The following is a 22,822-nucleotide window of genomic DNA, read 5'->3' as shown; positions in this document are numbered from 1 at the left end:
CCCGGCACGGCCGCAATCGGCCACCCCGGCACTTATTCTTCGCCCGGCCGCGGCGTGATCAGCACTTTGTCTATGCGCACGCCGTCGATATCGACAATCTCGAACCGCCATTCCCGGTACTCGAAGGCTTCGGCAATGCGCGGAATATCTTCCAGGTAAAACAAGACGAATCCGCCCACCGTGTGGTAAGCATTGTCGGCTTCGCCGGGGAGCTCGCCGCTGAAGCCGATCAGCGATTTCAAGCGCTGCACCGAGACGCCGCCGTCGACCAGCCAGGAGCCGTCGGCCCGCTCGGCAATATCGACATCCTGGTCGGCGCCGGGCAATTCGCCGACGATGGCTTTCAATACGTCGCTCAGCGTGACCAAGCCCTCGATATCGCCGTACTCGTTGGCGACCAAAGCCAGGTCGACCTGGTTGGCTTTGAAATATTCCAGCAGTTGCACCAAAGTCATCGTCTCCGGCACGTAATGCGGCGTGTGCACGAACGGTGCGATTTCGAAGGCCGCCCCGCTCATCGCCGGCTGCAGCAATTCGCTACGGGTCAGCACCCCGGCGATGTTGTCCAGCCCGCCGCGGCAAATCACGGTTCTGGCATAGGGGCATTCGGCAAGCTTGCGCCGCACCTCGGCATCGCCGTCATCCAGGTCGGCCGCGTAAATCTGCAGCCGCGGCGTCATCGCCGCGCCGACCCGCTGCTCGTCGAGCTTCATCACATTGCCGACCAGATGGCGCTCACTGGCATGAAATACGCCGGACTCGGCGCCGATTTCCATCAGCAATTTGATTTCCTCGTTGGTCACGCTGGCCTGCGGCGGCCGCTGGGCGCCGCACAAACGCAGCAGCAGCGAGCTGGACGAGGACAACAACCACACCAGCGGGCTGGCGAGCGCTGCCAACGTGTTCATCGGTTTGGCCACGGCCAACGCAATCCGTTCCGGATTCAGCAGCGCCAGCCGCTTGGGCGCCAATTCGCCGACCACGACCGAAAAATAGGTGATGGCAACCACGGTCGCGATCAGGGCGATGCTGTCGGCGTACGGCGCCAACCAGGGAAATTGGGCCAGATAGCGCTGCAACGGTTCGGTCAGGGCGTCTTCGCCGAGCGCGCCGCTGAGGATGCCGACCGAGGTGATACCGACCTGGACCGTCGACAAAAACCGCGACGGGTCTTGGTGCAGTTTCAAGGCGGTGGCGGCGCCGGCCCGCTTCTCGCCGGCCAATTTCTGCAAGCGGGCCAAACCGGAAGACACCAAGGCCATTTCCGACATGGCAAACACGCCGTTGAGCACAATCAAAAACACTATCAGGCCAATATCCATCGTCTTTTCGTCGGTCTGTGGAACGGTTTGGGCATCGCTTTACCAGGGGCTGTCGGCCTGATTCCGGCGATTGCGTTGGCTGTATTGATACTTGAATTTCCGCCGCAACAAACCGGTGGGCTCGTCGGGAATACGTTTCAATAGCTGTTCGTTGGCGCGTTCGGTTTCGTTGCGCTCGACCTCGGCGGCCGCTTCCGCCGGCTGCGCTTCCGACTTGGCATCCTTGGGCTGATTTTGAGCCCGATCCGGCTGCGCAGTTTGCCGGCTATCCGAGGGGTTTTGTTCCGCCGGTTTTGATTGTTGCTCGGCCTGCTTGCGCTGGTCCGCCGCCGATTGCTCGCCCGGCTGCTGCTTGGCCGCTTCGTTCTGCCGGTCGCCGTCTGCCTGACCTGACTGGGATTGCCGGTCTTGCGCGTGCTGTTCTTGTCCGCCGTCCTGCGGCTGGCGGTCCTGGCTCTGGTTCGGCTGTTGTTGCTGTTGCTGCTGCTCCTGCAATTTTTTCTCGACCAATTCTTTATTGTATTTTGCGTCCTGATGCTGCGGATCGAGTTGCAAGGCCTGCTGATAAGCCTGCACCGCCTCCGGCAAACGACCGGCCAGGGCCAGCGCATTGCCGCGGTTGTAGTGGCCTTCCGCGCTGTTGGCGTGTTTCAGGGACTCGGCGGCCTGTTCGTATTGGCCGGCTTTGTACTGGGCGGCGGCGCGCCAAGCCTGGTCTTGGAATTGCTCGGCCGCCTGCTGGTATTGTTGCTGCTCGAAGGCCTGCTTTGCGCGTTGGTCGGGATTTTTCCACAAGCTTTGCCAATCCAGCGCATAGCTGTTTCTGGGCAGCGGCGCCAGACTCAACAGGCACCAGAGCAACAAGCCTTTCCTGAATTGCCCGGCCGCCCACGGCAACACCAGCAGTAACAGCCATGGGCCTTTTTCGTCCCATTGCTGTAACAGCAAATTGGAGTCCTGATTTTGCGGATCGGTTACGGCGGAATTGAACACCCGGCTCAAGGCTTCGACATCTTCGTCGCCGGCCGTTACCGGCTGATAAAGGCCGCGGCCGTTGCGAGCCAGAGTCGCCAAGGTCGCTTCGTCCATCTTCGCCACCACGATATTGCCGCTGCGGTCTTTCAAAAAACCGCCGCCGGCCGCCTGGATCGGCGCGCCGTCGGCGGTACCGACCGCCAATACCGATAATTGGTAACCGCGCAACCAATGCTCGGCCTGTGCCGCCACGTCGGCATCGGCACCGTCGGTCACCAACAGGATATGGCCTTTGGCCAGTCCGGCCTGACGCAACAAATTGGCGGCGTGTTCGATGGCAATGGCGGTATGACTGCCGGGGCTGGGCATGATGTCGGTGGTCAATGCCGACAACTGGCTGTCGATGGTGGCGGTGTCGGTGGTCAGCGGCGTCACGGTAAAGGCATCGCCGCCGTAAACCAGCAGTGCGGTCTGGCCGTCCTTGCGCTGTTTCAGCAGGTCGGCGATTTTGTAGCGAGCCTTGCCGATGCGGCTGGGCTTGATATCGGCGGCGTCCATCGATTTGGACAAATCCAGCGCGATGACCAGTGCCGCATCGTTGCGAAAAGCCGGGCTGGGCAAGCGTTCCCAAGTCGGCCCGGCCAACGCAACAATCGCCAGCACGGTCGCCAGCGCGGCACCGATCAGGCTATAGCGCCGCTGCGCTGCCGCCGGCTGGTCCTGTAGCACAAACGGTAATAGCTCGGCATCGCAAACCTCAGTCCAATTCGCCCGGCTTTGCCGGTGGCGGGCTAACTTCAGCAACAGCAAGGCGGCCGGCAGCAAGGCCAGAAACCAGAGCGGGCGTAAAAAATGGAATTCTGCCGGCATCAGCTCCACCGTAACCGCCCGGCCGCGATCAAGCCGGCCAATATCAAAGCCAGACCCAACGGCCAATGAAACAGCTCGCTCCGCGGCCGGAAGTATTGTTTGTCCTTTTCCACCGGCTCCAGTTGGTCCAGCATTTGGTAGATGCGCTCCAATTCCTCGGTGTTGCGGGCGCGGAAGTAATGGCCGCCGGTGGCCTCGGCGATCGCGGTCAAGGTTTTCTCGTCCAAATCCACTGAGGGATTGACCCGGCGGGTGCCGAATAGGCTACGCACCAAAATTTCGTCGGCGCCGATGCCGATGGTATAGATTTTCAAGTGGTTTTCGGCTGCCAGTTCTGCGGCTTTCAGCGGTGTCAATTCGCCGGCGGTGTTGGCGCCGTCGGTCAACAGGATCAAGACCCGGCTGGCATCTTTCTGGTCTTGCAGGCGTTTGATCGCCAAGCCGATGGCATCGCCGATAGACGTTTTCGGCTCGTCTTCGGTGATGCCGATAAAGGCTTCCCCGAGCAAGGTCTGCACGGTCTTGCGGTCGAAAGTCAGCGGGACGTGCAGATAAGCCTGGGTCCCGAACAGAATCAGGCCGAGGCGGTCGCCAGCGCGGCGCATGATGAATTCTCCCGCCACCTGCTTGATCGCGGTCAGCCGGTCGACCCGCTGTTTCTCCAACAGAAAGTCTTCTTCCTGCATGCTGCCGGAGACATCCACCGCCAACATCAGATCGCGGCCGCTGACCGCTTGCTCCAACGGTTCGCCCAACCACTGCGGCCGGGCCGCCGCCAACAGCAGGCAAAGCCAGGCGCAAACCGCCAGCCACAACGGCCAACGCCGCTCGCTGCCGACGATGTGACCCGGATCGCTGCCGAAATCGTCCAGAAACGGGGTCTTCAATGCCGCCTGCCGGGTCGGAGTCTGGGCCGGCAACCAGCGGCGCAGCAGGAGCGGCAACGGTATCAGGAGCAACAGCCAAGGCCAGGCCAGCGTCATCATGATTTTTTCGCCTGCTGTTTCAACCAGCGTTCGCATAGCTCGAACAAGGCATCCAATTCCGCGTCGTTCGGCGGCTGCGGCCGGTAGTGGGCATCGGCCAGACAACGTCCGGGCCCCTGTGTGAACGGCGCATCCGGCAAAGAACGATCCAGATATTGCAGCCAGGCATGGCCGCTCAGGCTGGCCACGTCGCGCCGCGGTGCGGTACTCAGCGCGACCCGACGCAACCAGGCGGACAAGGCCGCCACAGTTTGTCTGGCATCGCCTGTGGGCTCGCTACGCATGGCTTCCAGCAATTTGCCGGCGATTTTAACGGCACTGCGCCGACGTATTCGTTGATAAAGCTGCCGCAAACCGAACACTAATGCCGGCAGCAATAGCGCCAAAGCCCACCAACCGGGCGCCGGTGGCCAAAAATCGACGGCGTCGGGCAAATGAATATCTCTTAACGGCAATTGTTCCATCGTTGGCGTTATCGAATTCAGGGCAGTTGAGTATACAGGATCAGGCTTTCGTCGATTTCCCGCTGTACCGCCTGTAAATCGGCAAAACCGGTTTGGGCTGCCGCCAACTCGCCGGCATCGTAATGTCCTTGCAAGCGATCGGCTTGGCTGTGCAAATTTTGCTGCAGTTGCAGCAGCCGCTCCAGCCAGTCCTCGGCGTGCTGCCGCTCCTGCCGGGCCTGACGCAGCCAGCGCCCCAAATGGGTGCGCTGGCGATCCATGATCGGCCAGGCCGGTACCGGCTGTTGTCCGGCCGCAAACAGGCAGTCGCGTACCCGCTGCAACCACTGGCGGGCGTCGCAACGCCGAATCGCAATCATGGTCTGCTCCGGCGTCAACTCGGCGTTGGCATAGAAATCCCAGTCGGCAAAAGGCCGGTAGGCTGCCACCCAATCGGCGATCTGCGCTGCCGGCATCGGCCTGGCAATCGCATAACCTTGCAGCAATCGGCAGCCGAGCAACAGCAACACCACACCTTGGTCCTGATTTTCGACGCCTTCGGCGACCACCTTACGGTTAAAGGCTTGGCTCAAATCAATCACACTGTCGATGATGGCGTAGTCGTCCGGATCGTCCAGCATGTCCCGGACGAAAGTTTGATCGATCTTCACGGTATCGACCGACAAATGTCGCAAATGGGTTAGCGACGAATAGCCGGTGCCGAAGTCGTCCAGCGCCACACTGATACCCAGCTGCTCGCGGCAATTCTTGATGATGCGGTTCACGGCGCTCAAATCGTCCAGCGCGGTACTTTCCAGGATTTCGAGCTGCAAAGACTGTGCCCGGATTTCGGGATGTTGCCGCAAGATGCCGGCTATGTGCTCCTGAATTCCCGGCCACAATAAATGGTAGGAAGAGATATTGACGCTGACTTCTAATTTCAAGCCCAGTGCCTGCCAGGCCGCCAGATCGCGGCAGGCCTGCTCGATCACCCAGTTGCCGATGCGGATTTCCAAATCGGTAGAGGCAATGGCCGGCAGAAACTCCAGCGGCGGCACCATGCCCCGCTGCGGACTCAACCAGCGGATCAAGGCTTCGACGCCGGCAACCTGACCGCGCTTGATATCGACCTTGGGCTGGTAATACAAACACATTTCGCCATTCACGAAGGCCGCTTCGATATCGCGCAATTGTTGGTGGCGATGCATGATTTGCTGGTCTTGGGTCGCATCGAACAATTGGCAACGGTTCTTGCCGGCCAGTTTGGCCTGATACATGGCGTGATCGGCATGCCGCAGCAAGCCGTCCGGATCGGCATCGTCCAGCGGATATAAGGTGTAGCCGCTGCTGGCACCGACCGTGATTTGCTGGCCGTCGACCGAGAAGGGTTCGGAGATCGCCTGATGGATACGCAAAATGGCCTGTTCGCATTGCTCGAGGGTGTCGATATCGCGTAGCAGCAAGGCAAATTCGTCGCCGCCGTGGCGCGACACACTGTCCTCCTCGCGAATCGTATTCTTGATGCGCTCCGCCACTTCCACCAGCACCCGGTCGCCGATGTCGTGGCCGAACAGGTCGTTGACCGGTTTGAAACCGTCCAGATCCAGAAAGCAGATCGCCAGCAACGACTTCTCCCGTTTGCTGTGAGCAATAGCCTGGCTCAAGCGGTCGGCAAACAAAATCCGGTTTGGCAACCGGGTCAACGGATCGTAATGCGCCACCAGCTCCAACAACTGTTGCTGTTGTTTGGCTTGGGTCACGTCGGAAAACAGGCCGATGTAATGCGTGATGCGGCCGTCGCTGTCGCACAATGCGGAAATCGTCAACCATTCCGCATACAGATCACCGTTCTTTTTGCGGTTCCATAATTCGCCGCGCCAATGCTGCTGTTGCTGCAAGTCGCGCCACATCTCGGCGTAGAATTCCGGACCGTATTTACCCGACTGCAGAATATTGGGTTTTTTGCCGACCATCTCGTCGCGGCTGTAACCGGTAATCTCGCAAAAGGTGGGGTTGACGTCGATGATGTTGGCCTCGGCGTCGGTAATCAGAATCCCTTCGTGAGCCTCGCTGAACACGCGGGCAGCCAGCTTTAAATCGTCTTCGGCCAGTTTGCGTTCGGTGATATCGCGCGACAAGCCCAACAAGGCGGTAATGTTGCCGTCGGCGTCGCGCATCGGAACGGCATGAGTGTCCAGCCAGCGCTGGCCGCCGCGCAATCCGGTGATTTCGAATTCCAAGGTACCTGACGCTCCGGCGAACACCCGACGGATCAATTTTTTGAATTGATCCCGGTATTTGGCGCCGACCAAGTCTTCCAATCGACAATTCTGGGCCTGTTGCAGCGAATCGGCTTCTATCATGTCCAGGCCGGCCGGATTCATCTGCAGCAGCCGGCCGTCGCGCGCCAGCAGTTTCACGGACTCCGGTTGCGAATCGACGATAGTGCGCAATTTAAGCTCGGACTCGCGCGCCTGTTGCGCCGCGGCTTTTTGTTCGGATACCGCCGTTTCCAGATCGCGGGTGCGCTGTTCGACCAAGGCTTCGACAGCGGCGGTGCGGCCGCTGACGATCAACAGCATGATATTCAACAAACTGGTAAAGCATAGGCCGCCGAGCAAGGTCACCCATAACACCGAAGACCCTTGTTCGTTGATGAATTGGCTGCTCGGCATTATCGTCACCCGCCAATCGCGGTCGACGAATTTGAAGACTCGTTGCCAATCCTGCAATGCGTAATTTTGGCGCATCGTCGAGGGTAAGCGCTTGGCGAACAATTCGGTGTAGACGCCGTTGCCGGCGGTATCCTCGATACTGATATCCAAGGACTGCGTGTTCAGGCCCTGGGTGACGACCTCCAACATCCGCGCCGGCACAATTACCGCCGAGACGAAACCGATGAAATCGCTGTCTGCCGCCGCTGCCGCCATTTTGAATACCGGGATAGACACCAGTACGCCCGGAACTGCGCCATCGGCCTGCACCAGACTTAGCCCTGCCGATGCGGTCGGCTTGCCGCTGGCCCGCGCGGCATCCTTGGCCTGTTTACTCAGCGGATTGGATACCGAGTCCAACCCGAAGGATCTCTCGTTTCCGGCCATCGGCTCGACGTAGGCCACCGGAAAATATTCGGCGCGTTCGCCGGCCGGCACCGAACGGCCGCTGGGGTCGCGTTCGGTGATGCGGAATCCGGCGTAGCCTTCCTGCCGCAATTTAGCTTCGAAGCCGGCGCGTTGCGGGTGGCGTATTCTCGGCAACCATTCCAGCGCCTGGATTTCCGGATGCCGCTCCAAGATACCGCGAGCAAAGCCGCTAAATTGCTCGCGGCTGATATCGCTGGACGCCAGGAATACATCCCGCAGCGCCAGACTACTGTCGACAACGTGGGTGGTGTATTCCGCCAACAGGGTTTCGACGGCGGCCGCCCGGTTATCGAAGGTCTGCTGGATTCGGGTTTGCTCGGCGCGAAACACCTGCGTGAACACTAACACCAGCGCCAGCAGAGTGCCCAATAGCGGCAAAGCCACGCTCAAGCGCCGGGCCCGCCACAAGGCATGCGGCCGGCCGAAGGCGCAGAACAGCAACGGCGCGATCACCATCACGCCCAGGCTGTCGCCGATCCACCAATTGCGCCAGGAGTTTTGTACCTCGTCGCCGGGCATCAGTTGCAAACCGTACAGGGCACCGATGCCTATGCTCGGCGCGGTCACGCAAACCAAAGGGCCGACTAACACAAAAAACGTCAAGATCCGGCCCGGCGTTTCCAGTTTCGGCAAGCCCGGCCGCAAATACCGTTCCGACAAACCGGAGGCGACCACGGCTTGTAAGGTGCTGCCGCCAGCGATCAACATCGCGGCCGCGACGGCAGTCGAATTCAATTGCCCGGAAAAATTAGCGGCAGCGGTCAATTCGTTGAGCACGGCGCCCAACCAGATACCCGGCCACAACCGGCGGCCCCATATCAATAAGGCCGCCAGTGCGATCCCCGCCGGCGGCCAGAGCGGACTGGAATAACCCGGCGGAATCACCAGTTTCATGCCCAGCCAGCCGCCGATAAAAATTGCGGCCGCCAGCATAGCGATGCTGGCGGCAAAATGCAGCGGTCGCGCAACGCCGATTTGCCGCGCCTGTGGCGCCGGGGCGGCTAAATTGGCGGGACGCAGCAAGTTTTCGGATCCGGACATGACGGACTGGGCCTCTAGCGGCAATGCGGCCGGGCGCCGGTCAGCACGTCCAGAGCAGCTTGCTGCGTGCTACAGGGGATCAGCAGCGAGTGCAATTGGCTGGACAATTTCTGCAGCAGGCGCCGACGATCGGCAAACTGTTGCTGATAGGACTGCGCCCGTTGCCGGTCGGCGCTGTCGAACAGGATTTCCCGCAAGCCATCGGTAAATCGGTAGCGGCCCTTGCTGGGCAAGCGCATTTCCAACGGGTCGGCAATATGCACCATGACCACTTCGCAGTGCTTGGCCAAATTGGTCAAATGCCGTTCGGCGGCCGGATTCAGACCGCGAAAATCGCTGAGGATATAAACCCGGCTGCCGGGGCGGGCGTGATGTAGCAGCCTGGACAGCGGAATATCGAGCTGATCGGCCGCGTCGCCGCTGTAAGCCGGTTTTACCAAGGCATTCAAAAACCGCAGCAAGGCTGGCTTGCCGGTTTGCGGCCGCAATTCCAGGCAACCGGCTTCGCTGAATATCTGGCCGCCGATGCGGTCGCCCTGCTGCAATGCGGCCCACGCCAGCAATGCGGCCAGACGGGCGGCCTGCACCGACTTGAACACGCCGCGGGTGGCGAAAGCCATCGCCGCCCGATAATCGACGGCGATGAACATCGGCCGCTCGCGTTCCTCTTTGAAAATTTTGCTGTGCGGTTTGCCGGTGCGGGCGGTGACGCGCCAATCGATGCGGCGCACATCGTCGCCGGGCTGGTACAGACGGGTTTCGTCGAAGGCCATGCCGCGCCCTTTCAGATGCGACAGGTAATTACCGCTCTGGGCGGCGCGGATATTGGCGTGACCCAGGCTGATCGCGGCGGCCGGTTTGGCCAGATCGACCAAGCCTTTCAGATTAACCGCCACCCGCGGGTTATCGGCGGTGTGTTGCGCATCCATCAGGGCACGGCAATCCTGGCGATCAATTCCTTGACCACGTAGTCGGCAGTGACACCCTCGGCCTCGGCCTCGTAGGACAAAATCAACCGGTGGCGAAGTACGTCGTAGGCCATGTCCTGGATGTCGGCCGGGTCGACGAAATCGCGCTGCGCCAGCCAGGCCTTGGCCCGGGCGCAACGGTCCAGTGCAATGCTGGCGCGCGGGCTGGCACCGTATTGGATCCAACCGGCCAAGTCCTGGCCGTAGGCCGCCGGTTTACGGGTGGCTAATACGATCTGCAATAAGTATTGCTCCAGACTATCGGCCATGTATAAGTCGAGTACCTCGCCACGGGCGGCGAACAGCGTTTGCTGGCTGATTTTGGGCGCCTGGTAGTCGCCGTTTTGCAAAGCACCTTTGGCTTCGGCCCGGGCCAGGTGCAGAATGGCTTGTTCATGGCCGGCATCCGGATAATCGATTTTGACGTGCAGCAAAAACCGGTCGAGCTGCGCTTCCGGCAGCGGATAGGTGCCTTCCTGTTCGATCGGGTTTTGGGTCGCCATCACCATGAACAGTTGCGGCAGCGGATAGGTGGCTTTACCGACCGTGATCTGCCGCTCGGCCATTGCTTCCAGCAACGCCGCCTGCACTTTTGCCGGCGCCCGGTTGATCTCGTCGGCCAGGATCAGATTATGGAATAACGGACCTTTCTGAAATTCGAAGCTGCCGGGCTGCGGCCGGTATATTTCGGTGCCGGTCAAATCCGCCGGTAACAGATCCGGGGTAAATTGCACCCGGTGAAAATCGGCCTGTACGCCCTGGCTGAGAACATTGATGGCGCGGGTTTTGGCCAACCCCGGCGCACCTTCCACCAACAGGTGGCCGTCGGCCAGCAACGCGATCAGCATCCGCTCTACCAGGACTTCCTGGCCGATGATTTGGCTATTGATATGGTGTTTGAGTTGTTGCAGCGCCGCTTGGCAGGAATCGGGACTTGTTGCAGTCATGTCGAATTGGTTTGATTGATGTTGCCGAGTTGGGACCGACCTTGGTCCGAAAAGTTGCGTTTGCGGCTAGTTTTTACGTTGCCGGTCTTTCCATTCGCGATGGGCGACCATGATGTTGACCACCTCGTGCGGATCGTCGGTGACGGTGATCAGTGCTAAATCCTCTTCGGAAATGGTGCCGTATTCGAGCATTTTCGCCTTCATCCAGTCCATCAGCCCGTTCCAGAAGTCGCTGCCGAACAACACCAGCGGAATCGGATAGACCTTGTGGGTCTGCATCAGCGTCAGCGCTTCGAAGAATTCGTCCAGCGTACCGAAACCGCCCGGCATACAGACGTAACCGATCGAATAACGCACGAACATGACTTTGCGCACGAAGAAGTAACGGAAATTCAGCGCGATATTCTGGTAAGGATTGGGTTTTTGCTCCATCGGCAATTCGATATTCAAACCGATGGAGGGTTGGTCGTTGGCGATCGCGCCTTTATTGGCGGCTTCCATTACGCCCGGACCGCCGCCGCTGATAATGGCAAAGCCCTGTTTGCTGAGCAGGTCGGCGATTTCGACGGTCTTGACGTAATAGGGATGATCCGGTTTCAAGCGGGCCGAACCGAAAATCGAGATCGCGTCGCACAGGCCGGATAATTCATCGAAGCCTTCGGTAAACTCGCTGATAATCCGGAAGATGCGCCAGGATTGGTCGCCTTTCAAATCGTCGATAATGCTGGTCGAAGCGGAACTGCTGGTCCGGTTTTTGATGCAACTCATGTTAAATTCCTTGGCGAGGGCTGCCCGCCGTCACGGTGCTATGGGTCAGCCCCGGTTAACTCCATAAATATCCGGCAGGCAATATGCGATCCGCCCGGCTTGTAAGGTGTGGGTCACGCGCCCGGTCAGGTCGCGCCCCCAGTAAGGCGTGTTGCAGCCGGCGCTAAGCCAGGCCGGGCGCTCGACCCGCCAGACCAGCGCCGGATCGAAAATACAGACGTCGGCGTTGCTGCCCACGGCCAGCGTACCGGCGGCCAGGCCCATGATCCGCGCCGGGTTGCAAGTCAGGCCCGCAATCGCTTGCGTCAGGCCGATGCGGTGTTGGCCGGTCAGGGCCAGCGTCAACGGCACCAGCGTTTCCAGCGCTGCGACGCCGGACTCGGTTTCCGGAAACGCGCCGAGCTTGGCGTCCAGATCGTGCGGTTGGTGATCGGAACAAATCGCATCTATGGTGCCGTTGGCCAACGCTTCCCGCAAATACTGGCGGTCTATCGTGCCCCGTAGCGGCGGCATCACGTGGTAATTGCCGTCGAACGGTGCCATGTCGTTTTCGGTGAGGTGCAGTTGGTGTATCGCTACGTCGGCGGTGACGTTCAGACCGTACTTCTTGGCCTGTTGGATCTTGATCACCGATTGCTTGCAACTGATCTGGCTGAAATGCACCCGGCAGCCGGTCAATTCGGCCAATTCCAGACACTGCGCCAATGCAATCGATTCCGCCGCTTCCGGAATGCCTGGCAGACCGTAGCGGCTGGCGACCGCGCCTTCGTGGGCGCAGCCTTTGCCGGACAAGGACGCTTCGTTGGCACGGAACATCAGCAGCAAATCGTGGCTGCTGGCGTACTCCATCGCCCGGCGCAAGATCAGCAAATTGCCGAGCGGGGCACTGGCATTGCCGACTGCGATGCAGCCGGCCTGCTTCAGCGCAAACATGGCACTGAGCTCGTTGCCGTCCAGACGCTGGGTTAGCGCGCCGATACTGTGAACTTGCGCATAACCGGCCTGCTCGGCCTTGTCCTTGATGTATTCGACCACGGCCGGCGTGTCGATACAGGGCTTGGTGTCGGGCGGCAAACACAACGAAGTCACGCCGGCGGCCAGCGCGGCCCGGGTTTCGGATTGGATATTGCCTTTTTGGGTCTGGCCCGGCTCGCGTAAGCGCACGCTCAAGTCGACGAAGCCGGGACACACCACTTGGCCGGTCGCATCGATAGTTTGTTCGGCAGCGAAATCGGCCAGCGCTTCGCCAACCGCCACGATTTTGCCTCCGGCGATATACACCGATCCGATCGCGTCGATGCCGTTAGCCGGATCGACGATGCGGCCGTTGTCGATTCGGATTTTGTTCATGCCGCACCTCCTTGTGCGGCACCCTGGCGGGCCGCCGTTGGCGGTGCAAAATTTCTATCCTGAAATTTTGTCATGCCGCATCCATGCTCACTACTCTGCCGGGCTACCGCCGGCAGTGCAAAATTTCTGCCCTGAAATTTTGTCATGCCGTACCTCCGCTTTGCATGGTCATTGACATGATTGCCATCCTTACCGCCACGCCGTTGCTGACTTGCTGCAGGATCACCGACTGCGGGCCGTCGGCAACACTGGAGGCGATTTCGACGCCGCGGTTGATCGGGCCCGGATGCATCACGATCGCATCGGGTTTGGCCCGTTGCAGTTTGGCTTCGGTCAAGCCGAAGCAGCGGAAAAATTCGCTTTCGCTGGGCAGGAAGGCCGAGTTCATCCGTTCCTTTTGTAAACGCAACATGATTAGCACATCCACATCGGCCAAGCCCTCGTCCATGTCGTGGATCGGCGTCACGCCCATGGTTTTGACCTGGGCCGGCAATAGCGTTTTCGGCGCAATGACTCTGACTTCGGCCACACCCAAGGCATTTAAAGCCAGGATTTGCGAGCGTGCCACCCGCGAATGCAGGATATCGCCGACGATCGCGACTTTCAGGCCCTCGAATTGTTTTTTATGTTGACGAATCGTGAACATATCCAGCATGGCCTGGGTCGGGTGGGCATGCTGGCCGTCGCCGGCATTGATTACGCTGATGTGGGGTGCCACTTGTTGAGCGATGAAATGGGCGGCGCCGCTCAAAGCGTGGCGCACGACGAACATGTCGACCTGCATCGCTTCCAAATTGCGGATGGTGTCGAGCAGGCTTTCGCCCTTGGATGTGGCGGAACGGGCGATATCCATGTTCAACACGTCGGCCGACAGCCGGGTGGCAGCCAGCTCGAACGTGGTGCGGGTGCGGGTCGAGTTTTCGAAAAACAGATTGACGATGGTCTTGCCGCGCAGCAACGGCACTTTCTTGACCTGATGCTCGGACATGCCGACGAAGGATTCGGCCGTGTCCAGAATCTCGGTCAGCAACTCCCGATCCAGGCCCTCGATGGTCAGAAAGTGTTTGAGCTTGCCTTGCTCGGTCAGTTGCAGATGCCGGGTCATGCCGCGACTCCGGCCAAATCCTGAATCTCGATGCCGAGCGGGTCGGGACCGGTCAATTTAATCCGCTGGCCCTCGGCCAAATCGATACGGATGCCGCGGCAATCGGGCTGCAACGGAATTTGGCGGCCGTTGCGCTCGATCAACACCGCCAGCACGACCTGATTGGGGCGGCCGTAATCGAAAATCTCGTTCAGTGCGGCGCGACTGGTACGGCCGCTGTAAAACACGTCGTCGATCAGAATGATATCGCGCCCTTCCAGATGCGGCGGCAATTGGCTGGTTTTGACTTTGGGATGCATGCCGATTTGGGAAAAATCGTCGCGGTAAAAGGTGATGTCCAGCAAACCCAAGGGCTCGCTGATGCCCAAACGCAAGTGCATGTGGCGAGCAACCCAAGCCCCGCCGCTGTGGATTCCGATCAGCAGCGGATTTTGCAGTTTTCGTTCGCCGATCTGCTGGCGGATGGCAAGTTCCAGATTGTCCAGCAGGACGTCGATGTTCAAAGAATCGATAGACATGGTGTGGTTGAGCATTTTGTTATTGTTGGCGGCCGGGCGCGGGGCATAACCAATCCGCACCGAAATCCGCGGTTATCGGTCGAACCAACTTTGCAAAATCAATTGGGCGGCAAGCTGGTCTTGGACCGCCCATAGTTTGGTCGCACTGAGTTGCAGTTCGTCGAACAGCATCTGTTTGGCGGCAAACGTGGTCAGCTCTTCGTCGATCTGGTGCACCGGCAAATTGTAACGCCCCTGCAACTGGCGACAGAACTTCTGCATCCGCGGCGTCACCACGTTGTCGGAACCGTCGGCTTGCCGGGAAATGCCGACGACCAAGCCGGCCGGCCGCCATTCGGCGATCAGTTGGCCGATCCTGCTCCAGTCCGGCACCTGGTTCAAGGAACGAATGGTTTGCAGCGGACTGGCGATGCCGCTGCCGGCATAACCGACGGCTACGCCGATTTTTTTATTGCCGAAATCGAATCCCAAATAGGCGTCGCTGCTTAATTTGGCAGCCAACGGGTCGATTTTAACCATGTCCGGCCGGCGTGGTCAGACGATTGATGTCGATGCCGAGCTGACCGGCCGCGGCATTCCAGCGCTGGCTGATCGGCGTCTCATAGAGGATGGCTTCGCCGCAAGGCGTATTCAACCAGGCGTTTTCGACGATTTCTTTCTCCAACTGGCCGCTACCCCAACCGGCATAACCCAGTGCGATCAGATAATGGCTTGGGCCTCTACCTTGGGCGATGGCTTCCAGGATGTCGCGGGAACTGGTCAAGGTGATGTTTTCCGCCGTGGAAATACTGGAATCCCAACGCTGCTCGCAGGCATTGTGAATCACGAAGCCGCGTTCCTGCTGCACCGGGCCACCGGCGAAAATCGGCGTGTTCAACACGGCTTCGATTTCGGATTTGATGCCCATCTGCTCGAAAATATCTTTCAACTTCATACCGGTCGGCCGGTTTATCACGATACCGAGCGCGCCTTCCGCATTATGTTGGCACAGGTAGGTGACGGTATGAAAGAAATGCGGATCGGCCAGGCCGGGCATCGCGATCAAAAACTGATTGTTCAAATAAGTTGCGTCTGTCATGGCAGTGCTCATAGGCTAACGGGCGGTCATACCGGTTTCGTCCGAGAATTTCCAGACCCTGGTAATCACCAAAACGTTCACTTCTTTCAACAACTCGTCCGGTAACGCCGCAAACGGCGCACTCATCTTGACGATGCGCTTGGCAGCATCGTCCAGCGCCGGATTTCCGGACGATTTAACAATCCGCATACTGTAAATACTGCCGTCGGCACTGATGCCGACATCCATCGTCAAGATTTGCGAGGCCCCTTTTTTGCGAGCCGCCTCAGGATAATTCAGATTGCCGGTACGCTCAACCTTGTCTTCCCAATCCTTGACGTATTGCGCTGCCAGGTATTTGTGGGTACTGATCGAGTTGACGAATTTGATTTTCGATTCCTGGGTACTTTGCTGGCTGTTACGAATCCGCTCGCCCAGTTGTGCGATCTGCTGCTGCAGGGCTTCAGGGGATAATTTGGGGGCGGCGTCATGGACCTCAACCGGCTCGGGTGTTTCCACCGGCTGTTCCGGCTCTGCCGCAATCTTAACCGGCGCCCTGGCTTGGACCAGCACCTTTTCGGTGACCGGTTTGGCCGGAACCGGCATCGGCTGCGGCACCACTTTTTTCTGCGGCGGACTCGGCGGCGAAAACTTTACCGCCTCTTTATGCTGCAAAGGCTCCGGTTTTTGGGTTTGCTCGCCGGCGCCGAGCTGATGCTCCGCAGCCAGATACTTGGCATCCTTCGGCGCCTTTTTCAGCGGAGTATGGGCCACTGTGATCTCCAGCGATTTATCCATCTTTGCCGGTTTCGGCGAGGTAAAGTTGATACCCAATACAATCACGACGTGGACCACCGCCGCCAGAAACAAAGCCGTGATCAGCGAATCGCCTTGCGACAGCGGGGTCGGCGTCAACTGCGGAGCCTGCATTTCAACCTTGCACTTGGGCGGCAATGTGGTCCATCAATTGCGCGCTGATATTGATGCCGAATTGCTTATCTAACTCCTGGACGCAGGTCGGGCTGGTGACATTGACTTCGGTCAGGTAATCGCCGATCACATCCAAGCCGACGAACACCAAACCTTTTTCCCGCAATGTCGGCCCGACCTGTTCGGCAATCCAACGGTCGCGCGCGCTCAATTCGCGGCCTTCACCGCGTCCACCTGCCGCCAGATTGCCGCGGCTTTCGCCGCTGGCCGGAATCCGCGCCAGACAATACGGCACCGGTTCGCCGTTCACCATCAAGATTCGTTTGTCGCCGTCTCTCACCGCCGGTAAGTAACGTTGCGCCATGATGTAACTGCTGCCGTGACCGGTCATGGTTTCCAGAATCACGCTCAGATTGGGGTCGCCCTCGCGCACATGGAAAATCGAGGCGCCGCCCATGCCGTCCAGCGGCTTCAAAATGATCTCGCCTTGTTCGGCCAGAAAATTGCGGATTTTTTGCGGGTCCCGCGCCACCAAAGTATCAGTGCAGCATTGCGGAAACCAGGCGGTAAACATTTTTTCGTTGGCATCGCGTAGCGACTGCGGCTTATTGACTACATACACGCCTTGGCGTTCAGCTTGCTCCAGCATATAGGTGGCGTAAATATATTCCTGGTTGAACGGCGGATCCTTGCGCATCATGATGACGTCCAGCTCGGACAATTCGATCTGCCGCTCGGCACCGAAAGCGTGCCATTGTTTCTCGTCGCGCTTGACTTCGAGCAGGCGGCTGCGGGCATAGGCATGGCCGTTACGCATAAACAGATCGGACAACTCCATGTAGTGCAGCTCCCAGCCGCGGGCCTGAGCCTCCAGCAACATGGCAAAACTGGTGTCTTTTTTGATATTGATCTGGCCGATGGGATCCATGACCATGCCGAGTTTGATTGCCATAAAGTCCTGTATTACGCGAAACAAGTGGGAATGCGGGGGATTTTATCAAATTTATTTTCCAGGCTGCGGTTTACCCGGAAAAGTTTTTTTGATATAAAGCGCGGCTATTTTGAATCAAAAGCTCGCATTGAGGTAGTCATGTCCAGAGTATGCCAAGTAACAGGTAAACGCCCCCTGAGCGGGCACAACGTTTCACACGCAATGAACAAAACCAAGCGCCGTTTTGAGCCGAATCTGCACCATCACAGATTCTGGGTGGAAAGCGAAAACCGCTGGGTACGCTTGAGAGTATCTTCAAAAGGCATGCGAATCATCGACAAAAATGGCATTGATGCGGTTTTGGCCGACATCCGTAGCCGTGGCGAACAAGTTTAAGGAGACAGACAATGCGCGACAAAATCAAATTGGTTTCGACTGAAGGTACCGGCCACTTCTACACCACCACTAAAAACAAAAAAACCATGCCGGAAAAGATGGAGATCAAAAAATTCGATCCTGTCGTCCGCAGACACGTAATGTACAAAGAAGCCAAAATCAAATAATTCCGCTTCTAGCCCGCCGGGCGGCCGGAATCTCCGGTCAGCCCCGGTTGCCGGCGTTCTTGATTTCCTCCAGCTCGGCCTTCAGGCTTTCGGAATACTTGGCAAGCGATAAGTATTTCATCTCCAAAGCCTTTTTCTCTGCTTCCAGAATATTGTATTTGGTCTTTAGTTGTTGCAAATAGCGACGCAGCTTTAGCATGTCGTCCTGCAGCGACGAAGGCTCGGCGAAGACTTGGCTGGTGGCGGCTGACATGGCGGTGTCGCCGGCAATCTCACGGAAATTGCCAGTCTCGATACCATCGTCGATCGGAAACGAAGACGGCGATTTCAAATAGCTCGGATCGATCTCGTCAATACCGCCGGCCAAAATCAGCGCATTGAATTTGTGCCTCATCAAAATAAAAGCCGCCGCCTCGCTCATCCGGCCGTTCTGGCACACCACCACGATCGGATGCTGCCGGTTCAAGGTTTTCAGATGCATTCGCAATGAAAAGAACGGGATATTGATGCTCAACGGCAAATGCAGCGGCTTATAGTGGTCAGGCTCGCGAACGTCGATCAAATCCGCGCCTTTAGCCACTAATTCCTGAGACTCTCGATAATTGATATATTTCAGCGTCGGCTGCTTGATCAAGGTCAAAAACAACTCTTTCGCCAAGCGCAACAGACTGACATCGGTCAGTGCGGTCACCGACACATTTCGCGGCTCCCCGGAAATCAGCGAATCTTCGCCGAAAGTATCCTGATCGCTCAGCAGGGCGAGCTTAATATCTTTTGCATTCGGCGCCGGCCTGCGGCTGACTTGGCAACGCCCTCTCTTGATGATGTAGAAATAATCGCCGGCGTCGCCCTGCCTGACGATCACGTCCCCGGCGTCGACGCGCAGTTCCTGCATACCGATCAAAATCTTCTGCAGGTTTGCCGGCGGCAACGCACGAAACACCGGCGACTTCAATAAAGTCGTCATCCAGTCGTCGTTGTCTTCCACCTCGTCTACCACCATAAAACTCTCGTTTTCCTCGAAATTGCCGTCTTGCGCCGATTTCACCATATCGGTATTCAAACGTAAAAACCGAATTCTACTATTAGCGACTGCGTTCACTTTTCGCGGAATCTGATGCGCCAGCGCAAACCGGGCTGACGGACTGTCGGCGCTGATGGTTTCAATCGTGAGCGCTTCGGTCTGCAAGGTCACGCTGCCGTCCAGCAAATAGACCAACTCGTTGCGTTCGTCGCCGCGTTGAAATAAAAATTTACCTTCTTCGGCGGATTCGATATTGATTTGGGCGCATATCGCCTCAAATTTACTGAACGGCAGCGTGGAGAGCGGAATTAACTGCCGGATAATCCGGCCCTCGGCGGAATGGATGTCGACAGCCACTAGTCAGGTGCGGATTGAAGAGTATGGAATCCAACGACGGAACATAACCTATGATAGCCGATTATTAATTAAACTCCGGGAAACAAATTAGGCTCCGGCGTGTCCATGCCGGCAATCCAACAAACCACAACCCAAAAACATAACCACCATGAGAAAAATCATTCTGCTATTTTTGCTTGGCTTGAGTAGTTGGCAGTCCAACGCCGCATTGCCCTTGCAGGTCGATGGCACCAACCTCCCGTCACTGGCGCCGATGCTGGAGCAAAGCATGCCGGCCGTGGTCAACATTTCCACCTCCACCAACGTGAGGATGCAGGCAAACCCGCTGATGAACGACCCCCTCTTCCGCCGGTTCTTCAACATCCCCAACAACCCCAAGCAACAACAGCGCAACAGCCTGGGCTCCGGCGTGATCATCGATAAGGACCAAGGCTACGTGTTGACCAACAACCACGTGATCGACAAAGCCGACAAGATTAACGTAACCCTGGCCGACGGCCGCCAACTGAACGCTAAATTGCTCGGCACCGACCCGGAAGCCGACGTCGCAGTAATCCAAATCCCGGCCGACAATCTGACTGCGTTAAAAGTCGCCGATTCCAGCCAACTGAAAGTCGGCGATTTCGTCGTCGCGATCGGCAACCCGTTCGGCCTGGGCCAAACCGTCACTTCCGGCATCGTCAGCGCCCTGGGCCGCTCCGGCCTCGGCATCGAAGGTTACGAAGACTTCATCCAGACCGACGCCTCGATCAATCCCGGCAACTCCGGCGGCGCACTGGTCAACTTGCGCGGCGAATTCGTCGGCATGAACACAGCCATCCTGGCGCCGAGCGGCGGTAACGTCGGCATCGGCTTCGCGATTCCGTCCAACATGGCGCTGCGTTTAATGGAGTCTTTGGTGCAGCACGGCGAGGTGCGCCGCGGCTTGCTCGGCGTCACCACCCAAGATCTGACGCCGGACTTGGTCAAAGCCTTCTCCTTGAAAAGCCAGCATGGCGCCGTGGTGAGCCGAGTCGAAGCCGGATCGCCGGCCGAAAAAGCCGGGCTGGAACCCGGTGACATCATCGTCGCAATCAACGGCCAGGATGTAAAAGGCGGTAGCACCCAAATCCGTAATGCGGTCGGCCTGCTGCAAGTCGGCGACACTGCCGAATTGGACATCATGCGCGGCGAAGAACGCAAAACCGTGCAAGCAACCATAGGCAAACCGAAACGGCCACAGCTCGAAGGCGCCAAACTGCATCCGATCCTGAGCGGCGCCACGCTCGGCGTCACCCCGAAAGAGCAGGTGGAAGGAGTTCTGATCGAAAAAGTGGAACAAAACTCGAAAGCCTGGAAAACCGGCCTGCGCCCCGGCGACGTCATCGTCACCGCCAACCGCTACCGGGTCCGGAACCTGGACGAAATGAAGCAGGTGGTCAATCCCAACGCGCCGCTGCTGGTCAACCTGCAACGCGGCGGCGAAGCGTTCTTCGTGGTGCTGCAATAGTCGGCGTCAGGTCAACATCGACTTCAGCGCGGCCAGGCTGGCCTTGCCGCGCTGCTTGATCTCCTCCGGGGCCAATTGTTTTTTATTGGCCCACTCCAAATCCTCCTCCGGCAACTCGCCTAAAAACCGGCTGGGTTCGCATTCCGCCAATTCGCCGTAGCGCTTGCGGTGAGTGCAATAACTGAAGGTCAGAGTTTGTTGGGCGCGGGTGATGCCGACGTAAGCCAGGCGCCGTTCTTCCTCGATATTGCCGGTTTCGATGCTGTTCTGGTGCGGCAACAGGTTTTCTTCCATGCCGATCAGAAACACGTGCGGGAACTCCAGCCCCTTGGCGGCGTGCAAAGTCATCAGACTGACCTGGTCGCCGGCCTGTTCCTCCTGGTTGCGATCCAGGATATCCAGCAGCATCACTTTAGCGATCACATCCGCCAACGACTGTTCGCGGCCCTCCTCTTTAGTCGCGATGCGCCGCAGCCACTCGATCAATTCGTAGACGTTTTTCAGCTTGCGCTCGGCCGAGGCCGGGGTTTTGCTGTTCTCGTCCAGCCACTGTGGATAATGGATTTCGTCGATCATTTTCTCGATTTCAGCAAAGGTATCACCGCGCTCGATCTTCAGCGCCTTATCCCGCACCCAATCGCAAAACCGGGTCAGACGCAGCACCGATTTTTCCGACAGCCGCTGCTGCAAGCCCAGTTCGGAACAGGCCTGGAACAAGCTGATATGCCGCTCGTTGGCGTAAGCGCCCAATTTTTCAAGCGTAGTTGGTCCGATCTCCCGCCGCGGTGTGTTGATCACCCGCAAGAACGCCGCGTCGTCTTCGCGGTTGACCAACAGGCGTAGATAAGCCAGCACATCTTTGATTTCGGTGAACGAAAAAAACGAGGCGCTGCCGCTGATGAAATACGGCACGTTGTTTTCGCGCAGCTCCTTCTCGAACAAGCGCGACTGGTGGTTGCCGCGGTACAAAATGGCATAGTCGCCGTAGCTGCCGCCGGTCTTGAACCGGTGGTGAACGATCTCGGCGGTGATTTGCTTGGCCTCGGCCAGATCGTTTTTATGGCTCAACACCCGCAACGGCTCGCCGTAGCCAAGTTCGCTCCACAATTTTTTCTCGAAGGTATGCGGATTGTTGGCGATCAATTGGTTGGCCACCTTCAAAATCCGCCCGGCCGAGCGGTAGTTCTGCTCCAGCTTGATCACCTGCAACCGGCTGTAATCCTTTTGCAACTGACTCAGGTTCTCGGGCTGGGCGCCGCGCCAGGCATAAATCGACTGGTCGTCGTCGCCGACCACGGTAAACCTGCCCAAGGAACCGGCCAGCGCCCGCACCAACTGGTACTGGGTGATATTGGTATCCTGATACTCGTCGACCAGCAAATAGCGAATCCGATGCTGCCACTTTTCCAGAACATCCGGATGCCGTTGAAACAATTCCACCGGCAGGCCGATCAGGTCGTCGAAATCCACCGCGTTATAGGCCTTCAAACTGCGGTTGAACTGGTGGTACAAGCGCGCCGCCGCTGCGGTTTCGGCGTCGTCTGCCCGGCTCAAGGCCTGCTCCGGACTGACGAACGCGTTTTTCCACTGCCCTATCTTATGGTTGTAACTCTCGACGGCGTCGATGTCGCAGCCGTCGGCACCATGGCCGATCAATTGCTTCAGCAGACTCAGTTTGTCCTGCTCGTCGAACAAGGTGATCGCGGCCTTGTACCCCAGCGCCTTGTGTTCCTTACGCAGAATTTCCAAACCCAGGGAATGAAACGTCGACACCCGCAGGCCGCGGCTTTGCTTGTCGTCGATCAAACGGCCGACCCGGCTTTTCATCTCCCGCGCGGCCTTGTTGGTAAAGGTGACGGCGGCGATATGCCGCGCCGCGGTGCCTTGTTGCACCAGGTACGCAATCTTTTCGGTAATTACCCGGGTCTTGCCGCTGCCGGCACCGGCCAGCACCAGCAAAGGACGATCCACGGTTTTGACCGCGGCGAGTTGTTGCGGATTGAGTTTGGGAGCCATTTATGAATGATCGAACGAG

At 58.4% G+C, this 22,822-nt stretch carries 20 protein-coding genes; 3 read left to right on the top strand and 17 right to left on the bottom strand.

Features of this window, described 5'->3' with window-relative positions; translation table 11 throughout:
- Positions 1-32 precede the first annotated feature (32 nt).
- The 15 genes from C2U68_RS08530 to gshB form a co-directional block, all read right to left on the bottom strand.
- The gene (locus tag C2U68_RS08530) at positions 33-1,322 is read right to left on the bottom strand and encodes a hemolysin family protein (RefSeq protein ID WP_140912064.1); all 1,290 of its coding nucleotides are present in this window, start codon (positions 1,320-1,322) and stop codon (positions 33-35) included.
- A gap of 39 nt (positions 1,323-1,361) precedes the next feature.
- The gene (locus C2U68_RS08525; RefSeq protein ID WP_186289548.1) at positions 1,362-3,167 is read right to left on the bottom strand and encodes a VWA domain-containing protein; all 1,806 of its coding nucleotides are present in this window, start codon (positions 3,165-3,167) and stop codon (positions 1,362-1,364) included.
- Positions 3,167-4,153: a vWA domain-containing protein gene (locus C2U68_RS08520; RefSeq protein ID WP_140912063.1), complete on the bottom strand. Its 987-nt coding sequence runs from the start codon at positions 4,151-4,153 to the stop codon at positions 3,167-3,169. The genes C2U68_RS08525 and C2U68_RS08520 overlap by 1 nt, the downstream gene beginning before the upstream one ends.
- Positions 4,150-4,617: a DUF4381 domain-containing protein gene (locus C2U68_RS08515; RefSeq protein WP_140912062.1), complete on the bottom strand. Its 468-nt coding sequence runs from the start codon at positions 4,615-4,617 to the stop codon at positions 4,150-4,152. The genes C2U68_RS08520 and C2U68_RS08515 overlap by 4 nt, the downstream gene beginning before the upstream one ends.
- 17 nt (positions 4,618-4,634) lie before the next feature.
- The gene (locus tag C2U68_RS08510) at positions 4,635-8,780 is read right to left on the bottom strand and encodes an EAL domain-containing protein (RefSeq protein ID WP_186289547.1); all 4,146 of its coding nucleotides are present in this window, start codon (positions 8,778-8,780) and stop codon (positions 4,635-4,637) included.
- A 14-nt stretch (positions 8,781-8,794) separates the two neighbouring features.
- Positions 8,795-9,709 (bottom strand): DUF58 domain-containing protein, encoded by a 915-nt coding sequence (locus C2U68_RS08505; RefSeq protein ID WP_140912061.1) that lies wholly within the window; start codon positions 9,707-9,709, stop codon positions 8,795-8,797.
- A complete protein-coding gene (locus tag C2U68_RS08500) occupies positions 9,709-10,695 on the bottom strand; it encodes an AAA family ATPase (protein ID WP_140912060.1) in 987 nt (328 codons plus the stop codon). Before C2U68_RS08500 ends, C2U68_RS08505 begins: the two co-directional genes overlap by 1 nt.
- 66 nt (positions 10,696-10,761) lie before the next feature.
- Positions 10,762-11,463, bottom strand: a complete 702-nt coding sequence (locus C2U68_RS08495) for a TIGR00730 family Rossman fold protein (RefSeq protein ID WP_140912059.1) — start codon at positions 11,461-11,463, stop codon at positions 10,762-10,764.
- A gap of 45 nt (positions 11,464-11,508) precedes the next feature.
- Entirely contained in the window at positions 11,509-12,813 is a 1,305-nt protein-coding gene (locus tag C2U68_RS08490) for a dihydroorotase (RefSeq protein ID WP_140912058.1), read from the bottom strand.
- Between the two features lie 142 nt (positions 12,814-12,955).
- On the bottom strand, positions 12,956-13,918 hold the full coding sequence (locus C2U68_RS08485; RefSeq protein ID WP_140912057.1) for an aspartate carbamoyltransferase catalytic subunit: 963 nt from the start codon (positions 13,916-13,918) through the stop codon (positions 12,956-12,958).
- Positions 13,915-14,436, bottom strand: coding sequence for a bifunctional pyr operon transcriptional regulator/uracil phosphoribosyltransferase PyrR (gene pyrR, locus C2U68_RS08480; protein WP_140912056.1), 522 nt, complete (start codon positions 14,434-14,436; stop codon positions 13,915-13,917). The genes C2U68_RS08485 and pyrR overlap by 4 nt, the downstream gene beginning before the upstream one ends.
- Before the next feature lie 72 nt (positions 14,437-14,508).
- Positions 14,509-14,955: a Holliday junction resolvase RuvX gene (ruvX, locus tag C2U68_RS08475; protein WP_140912055.1), complete on the bottom strand. Its 447-nt coding sequence runs from the start codon at positions 14,953-14,955 to the stop codon at positions 14,509-14,511.
- Positions 14,948-15,514 carry a YqgE/AlgH family protein gene (locus tag C2U68_RS08470; RefSeq protein ID WP_140912054.1) on the bottom strand — a complete coding sequence of 189 codons (567 nt, stop codon included), beginning with the start codon at positions 15,512-15,514 and terminating at the stop codon, positions 14,948-14,950. Before C2U68_RS08470 ends, ruvX begins: the two co-directional genes overlap by 8 nt.
- Positions 15,515-15,529: 15 nt before the next feature.
- Complete coding sequence (locus tag C2U68_RS08465) at positions 15,530-16,423, bottom strand: energy transducer TonB (RefSeq protein WP_140912053.1); 894 nt, start codon at positions 16,421-16,423, stop codon at positions 15,530-15,532.
- Between the two features lies 1 nt (position 16,424).
- A complete protein-coding gene (gene gshB, locus C2U68_RS08460; RefSeq protein ID WP_140912052.1) occupies positions 16,425-17,375 on the bottom strand; it encodes a glutathione synthase in 951 nt (316 codons plus the stop codon).
- 138 nt (positions 17,376-17,513) lie between these two features.
- Here gshB and rpmB point away from each other — a divergent pair, with 138 nt between their 5' ends.
- Together rpmB and rpmG are read left to right on the top strand one after the other, a co-directional pair.
- On the top strand, positions 17,514-17,750 hold the full coding sequence (rpmB, locus tag C2U68_RS08455) for a 50S ribosomal protein L28 (protein WP_140912129.1): 237 nt from the start codon (positions 17,514-17,516) through the stop codon (positions 17,748-17,750).
- A gap of 11 nt (positions 17,751-17,761) precedes the next feature.
- Positions 17,762-17,917 (top strand): 50S ribosomal protein L33, encoded by a 156-nt coding sequence (gene rpmG, locus C2U68_RS08450; RefSeq protein ID WP_140912051.1) that lies wholly within the window; start codon positions 17,762-17,764, stop codon positions 17,915-17,917.
- Between the two features lie 37 nt (positions 17,918-17,954).
- Here the strand turns inward: rpmG and C2U68_RS08445 are convergent, their stop codons facing one another.
- A complete protein-coding gene (locus C2U68_RS08445) occupies positions 17,955-19,298 on the bottom strand; it encodes a cyclic nucleotide-binding domain-containing protein (protein WP_140912050.1) in 1,344 nt (447 codons plus the stop codon).
- 148 nt (positions 19,299-19,446) lie between these two features.
- On the opposite strand from C2U68_RS08445, the gene C2U68_RS08440 reads away from it, so the two are divergent.
- Positions 19,447-20,787, top strand: coding sequence for a DegQ family serine endoprotease (locus C2U68_RS08440; RefSeq protein ID WP_140912049.1), 1,341 nt, complete (start codon positions 19,447-19,449; stop codon positions 20,785-20,787).
- Positions 20,788-20,793: 6 nt separating this feature from the next.
- On the opposite strand, the gene rep is transcribed toward C2U68_RS08440, so the two are convergent.
- Positions 20,794-22,803 (bottom strand): DNA helicase Rep, encoded by a 2,010-nt coding sequence (rep, locus tag C2U68_RS08435; RefSeq protein WP_140912048.1) that lies wholly within the window; start codon positions 22,801-22,803, stop codon positions 20,794-20,796.
- Between the last annotated feature and the right edge of the window lie 19 nt (positions 22,804-22,822).

Source organism: Methylomonas koyamae (genome assembly GCF_006483455.1).
Lineage (GTDB): Bacteria > Pseudomonadota > Gammaproteobacteria > Methylococcales > Methylomonadaceae > Methylomonas > Methylomonas koyamae_B.
Note: the sequence above shows the minus strand (reverse complement) of the source record. Positions and strands in the feature narration are given on the sequence as shown.

Coding starts and splice junctions, on each gene's coding strand:
- rpmB (WP_140912129.1), top strand. CDS start 17,514: ATGTCCAGAGTATGCCAAGTAACAGGTAAACGCCCCCTGAGCGGGCAC.
- C2U68_RS08465 (WP_140912053.1), bottom strand. CDS start 16,423: ATGCAGGCTCCGCAGTTGACGCCGACCCCGCTGTCGCAAGGCGATTCG.
- C2U68_RS08500 (WP_140912060.1), bottom strand. CDS start 10,695: ATGACTGCAACAAGTCCCGATTCCTGCCAAGCGGCGCTGCAACAACTC.
- pyrR (WP_140912056.1), bottom strand. CDS start 14,436: ATGTCTATCGATTCTTTGAACATCGACGTCCTGCTGGACAATCTGGAA.
- C2U68_RS08495 (WP_140912059.1), bottom strand. CDS start 11,463: ATGAGTTGCATCAAAAACCGGACCAGCAGTTCCGCTTCGACCAGCATT.
- C2U68_RS08440 (WP_140912049.1), top strand. CDS start 19,447: ATGAGAAAAATCATTCTGCTATTTTTGCTTGGCTTGAGTAGTTGGCAG.
- ruvX (WP_140912055.1), bottom strand. CDS start 14,955: ATGGTTAAAATCGACCCGTTGGCTGCCAAATTAAGCAGCGACGCCTAT.
- rep (WP_140912048.1), bottom strand. CDS start 22,803: ATGGCTCCCAAACTCAATCCGCAACAACTCGCCGCGGTCAAAACCGTG.
- C2U68_RS08510 (WP_186289547.1), bottom strand. CDS start 8,780: ATGTCCGGATCCGAAAACTTGCTGCGTCCCGCCAATTTAGCCGCCCCG.
- C2U68_RS08505 (WP_140912061.1), bottom strand. CDS start 9,709: ATGGATGCGCAACACACCGCCGATAACCCGCGGGTGGCGGTTAATCTG.
- gshB (WP_140912052.1), bottom strand. CDS start 17,375: ATGGCAATCAAACTCGGCATGGTCATGGATCCCATCGGCCAGATCAAT.
- C2U68_RS08525 (WP_186289548.1), bottom strand. CDS start 3,167: ATGCCGGCAGAATTCCATTTTTTACGCCCGCTCTGGTTTCTGGCCTTG.
- rpmG (WP_140912051.1), top strand. CDS start 17,762: ATGCGCGACAAAATCAAATTGGTTTCGACTGAAGGTACCGGCCACTTC.
- C2U68_RS08515 (WP_140912062.1), bottom strand. CDS start 4,617: ATGGAACAATTGCCGTTAAGAGATATTCATTTGCCCGACGCCGTCGAT.
- C2U68_RS08485 (WP_140912057.1), bottom strand. CDS start 13,918: ATGACCCGGCATCTGCAACTGACCGAGCAAGGCAAGCTCAAACACTTT.
- C2U68_RS08530 (WP_140912064.1), bottom strand. CDS start 1,322: ATGGATATTGGCCTGATAGTGTTTTTGATTGTGCTCAACGGCGTGTTT.
- C2U68_RS08490 (WP_140912058.1), bottom strand. CDS start 12,813: ATGAACAAAATCCGAATCGACAACGGCCGCATCGTCGATCCGGCTAAC.
- C2U68_RS08470 (WP_140912054.1), bottom strand. CDS start 15,514: ATGACAGACGCAACTTATTTGAACAATCAGTTTTTGATCGCGATGCCC.
- C2U68_RS08520 (WP_140912063.1), bottom strand. CDS start 4,153: ATGATGACGCTGGCCTGGCCTTGGCTGTTGCTCCTGATACCGTTGCCG.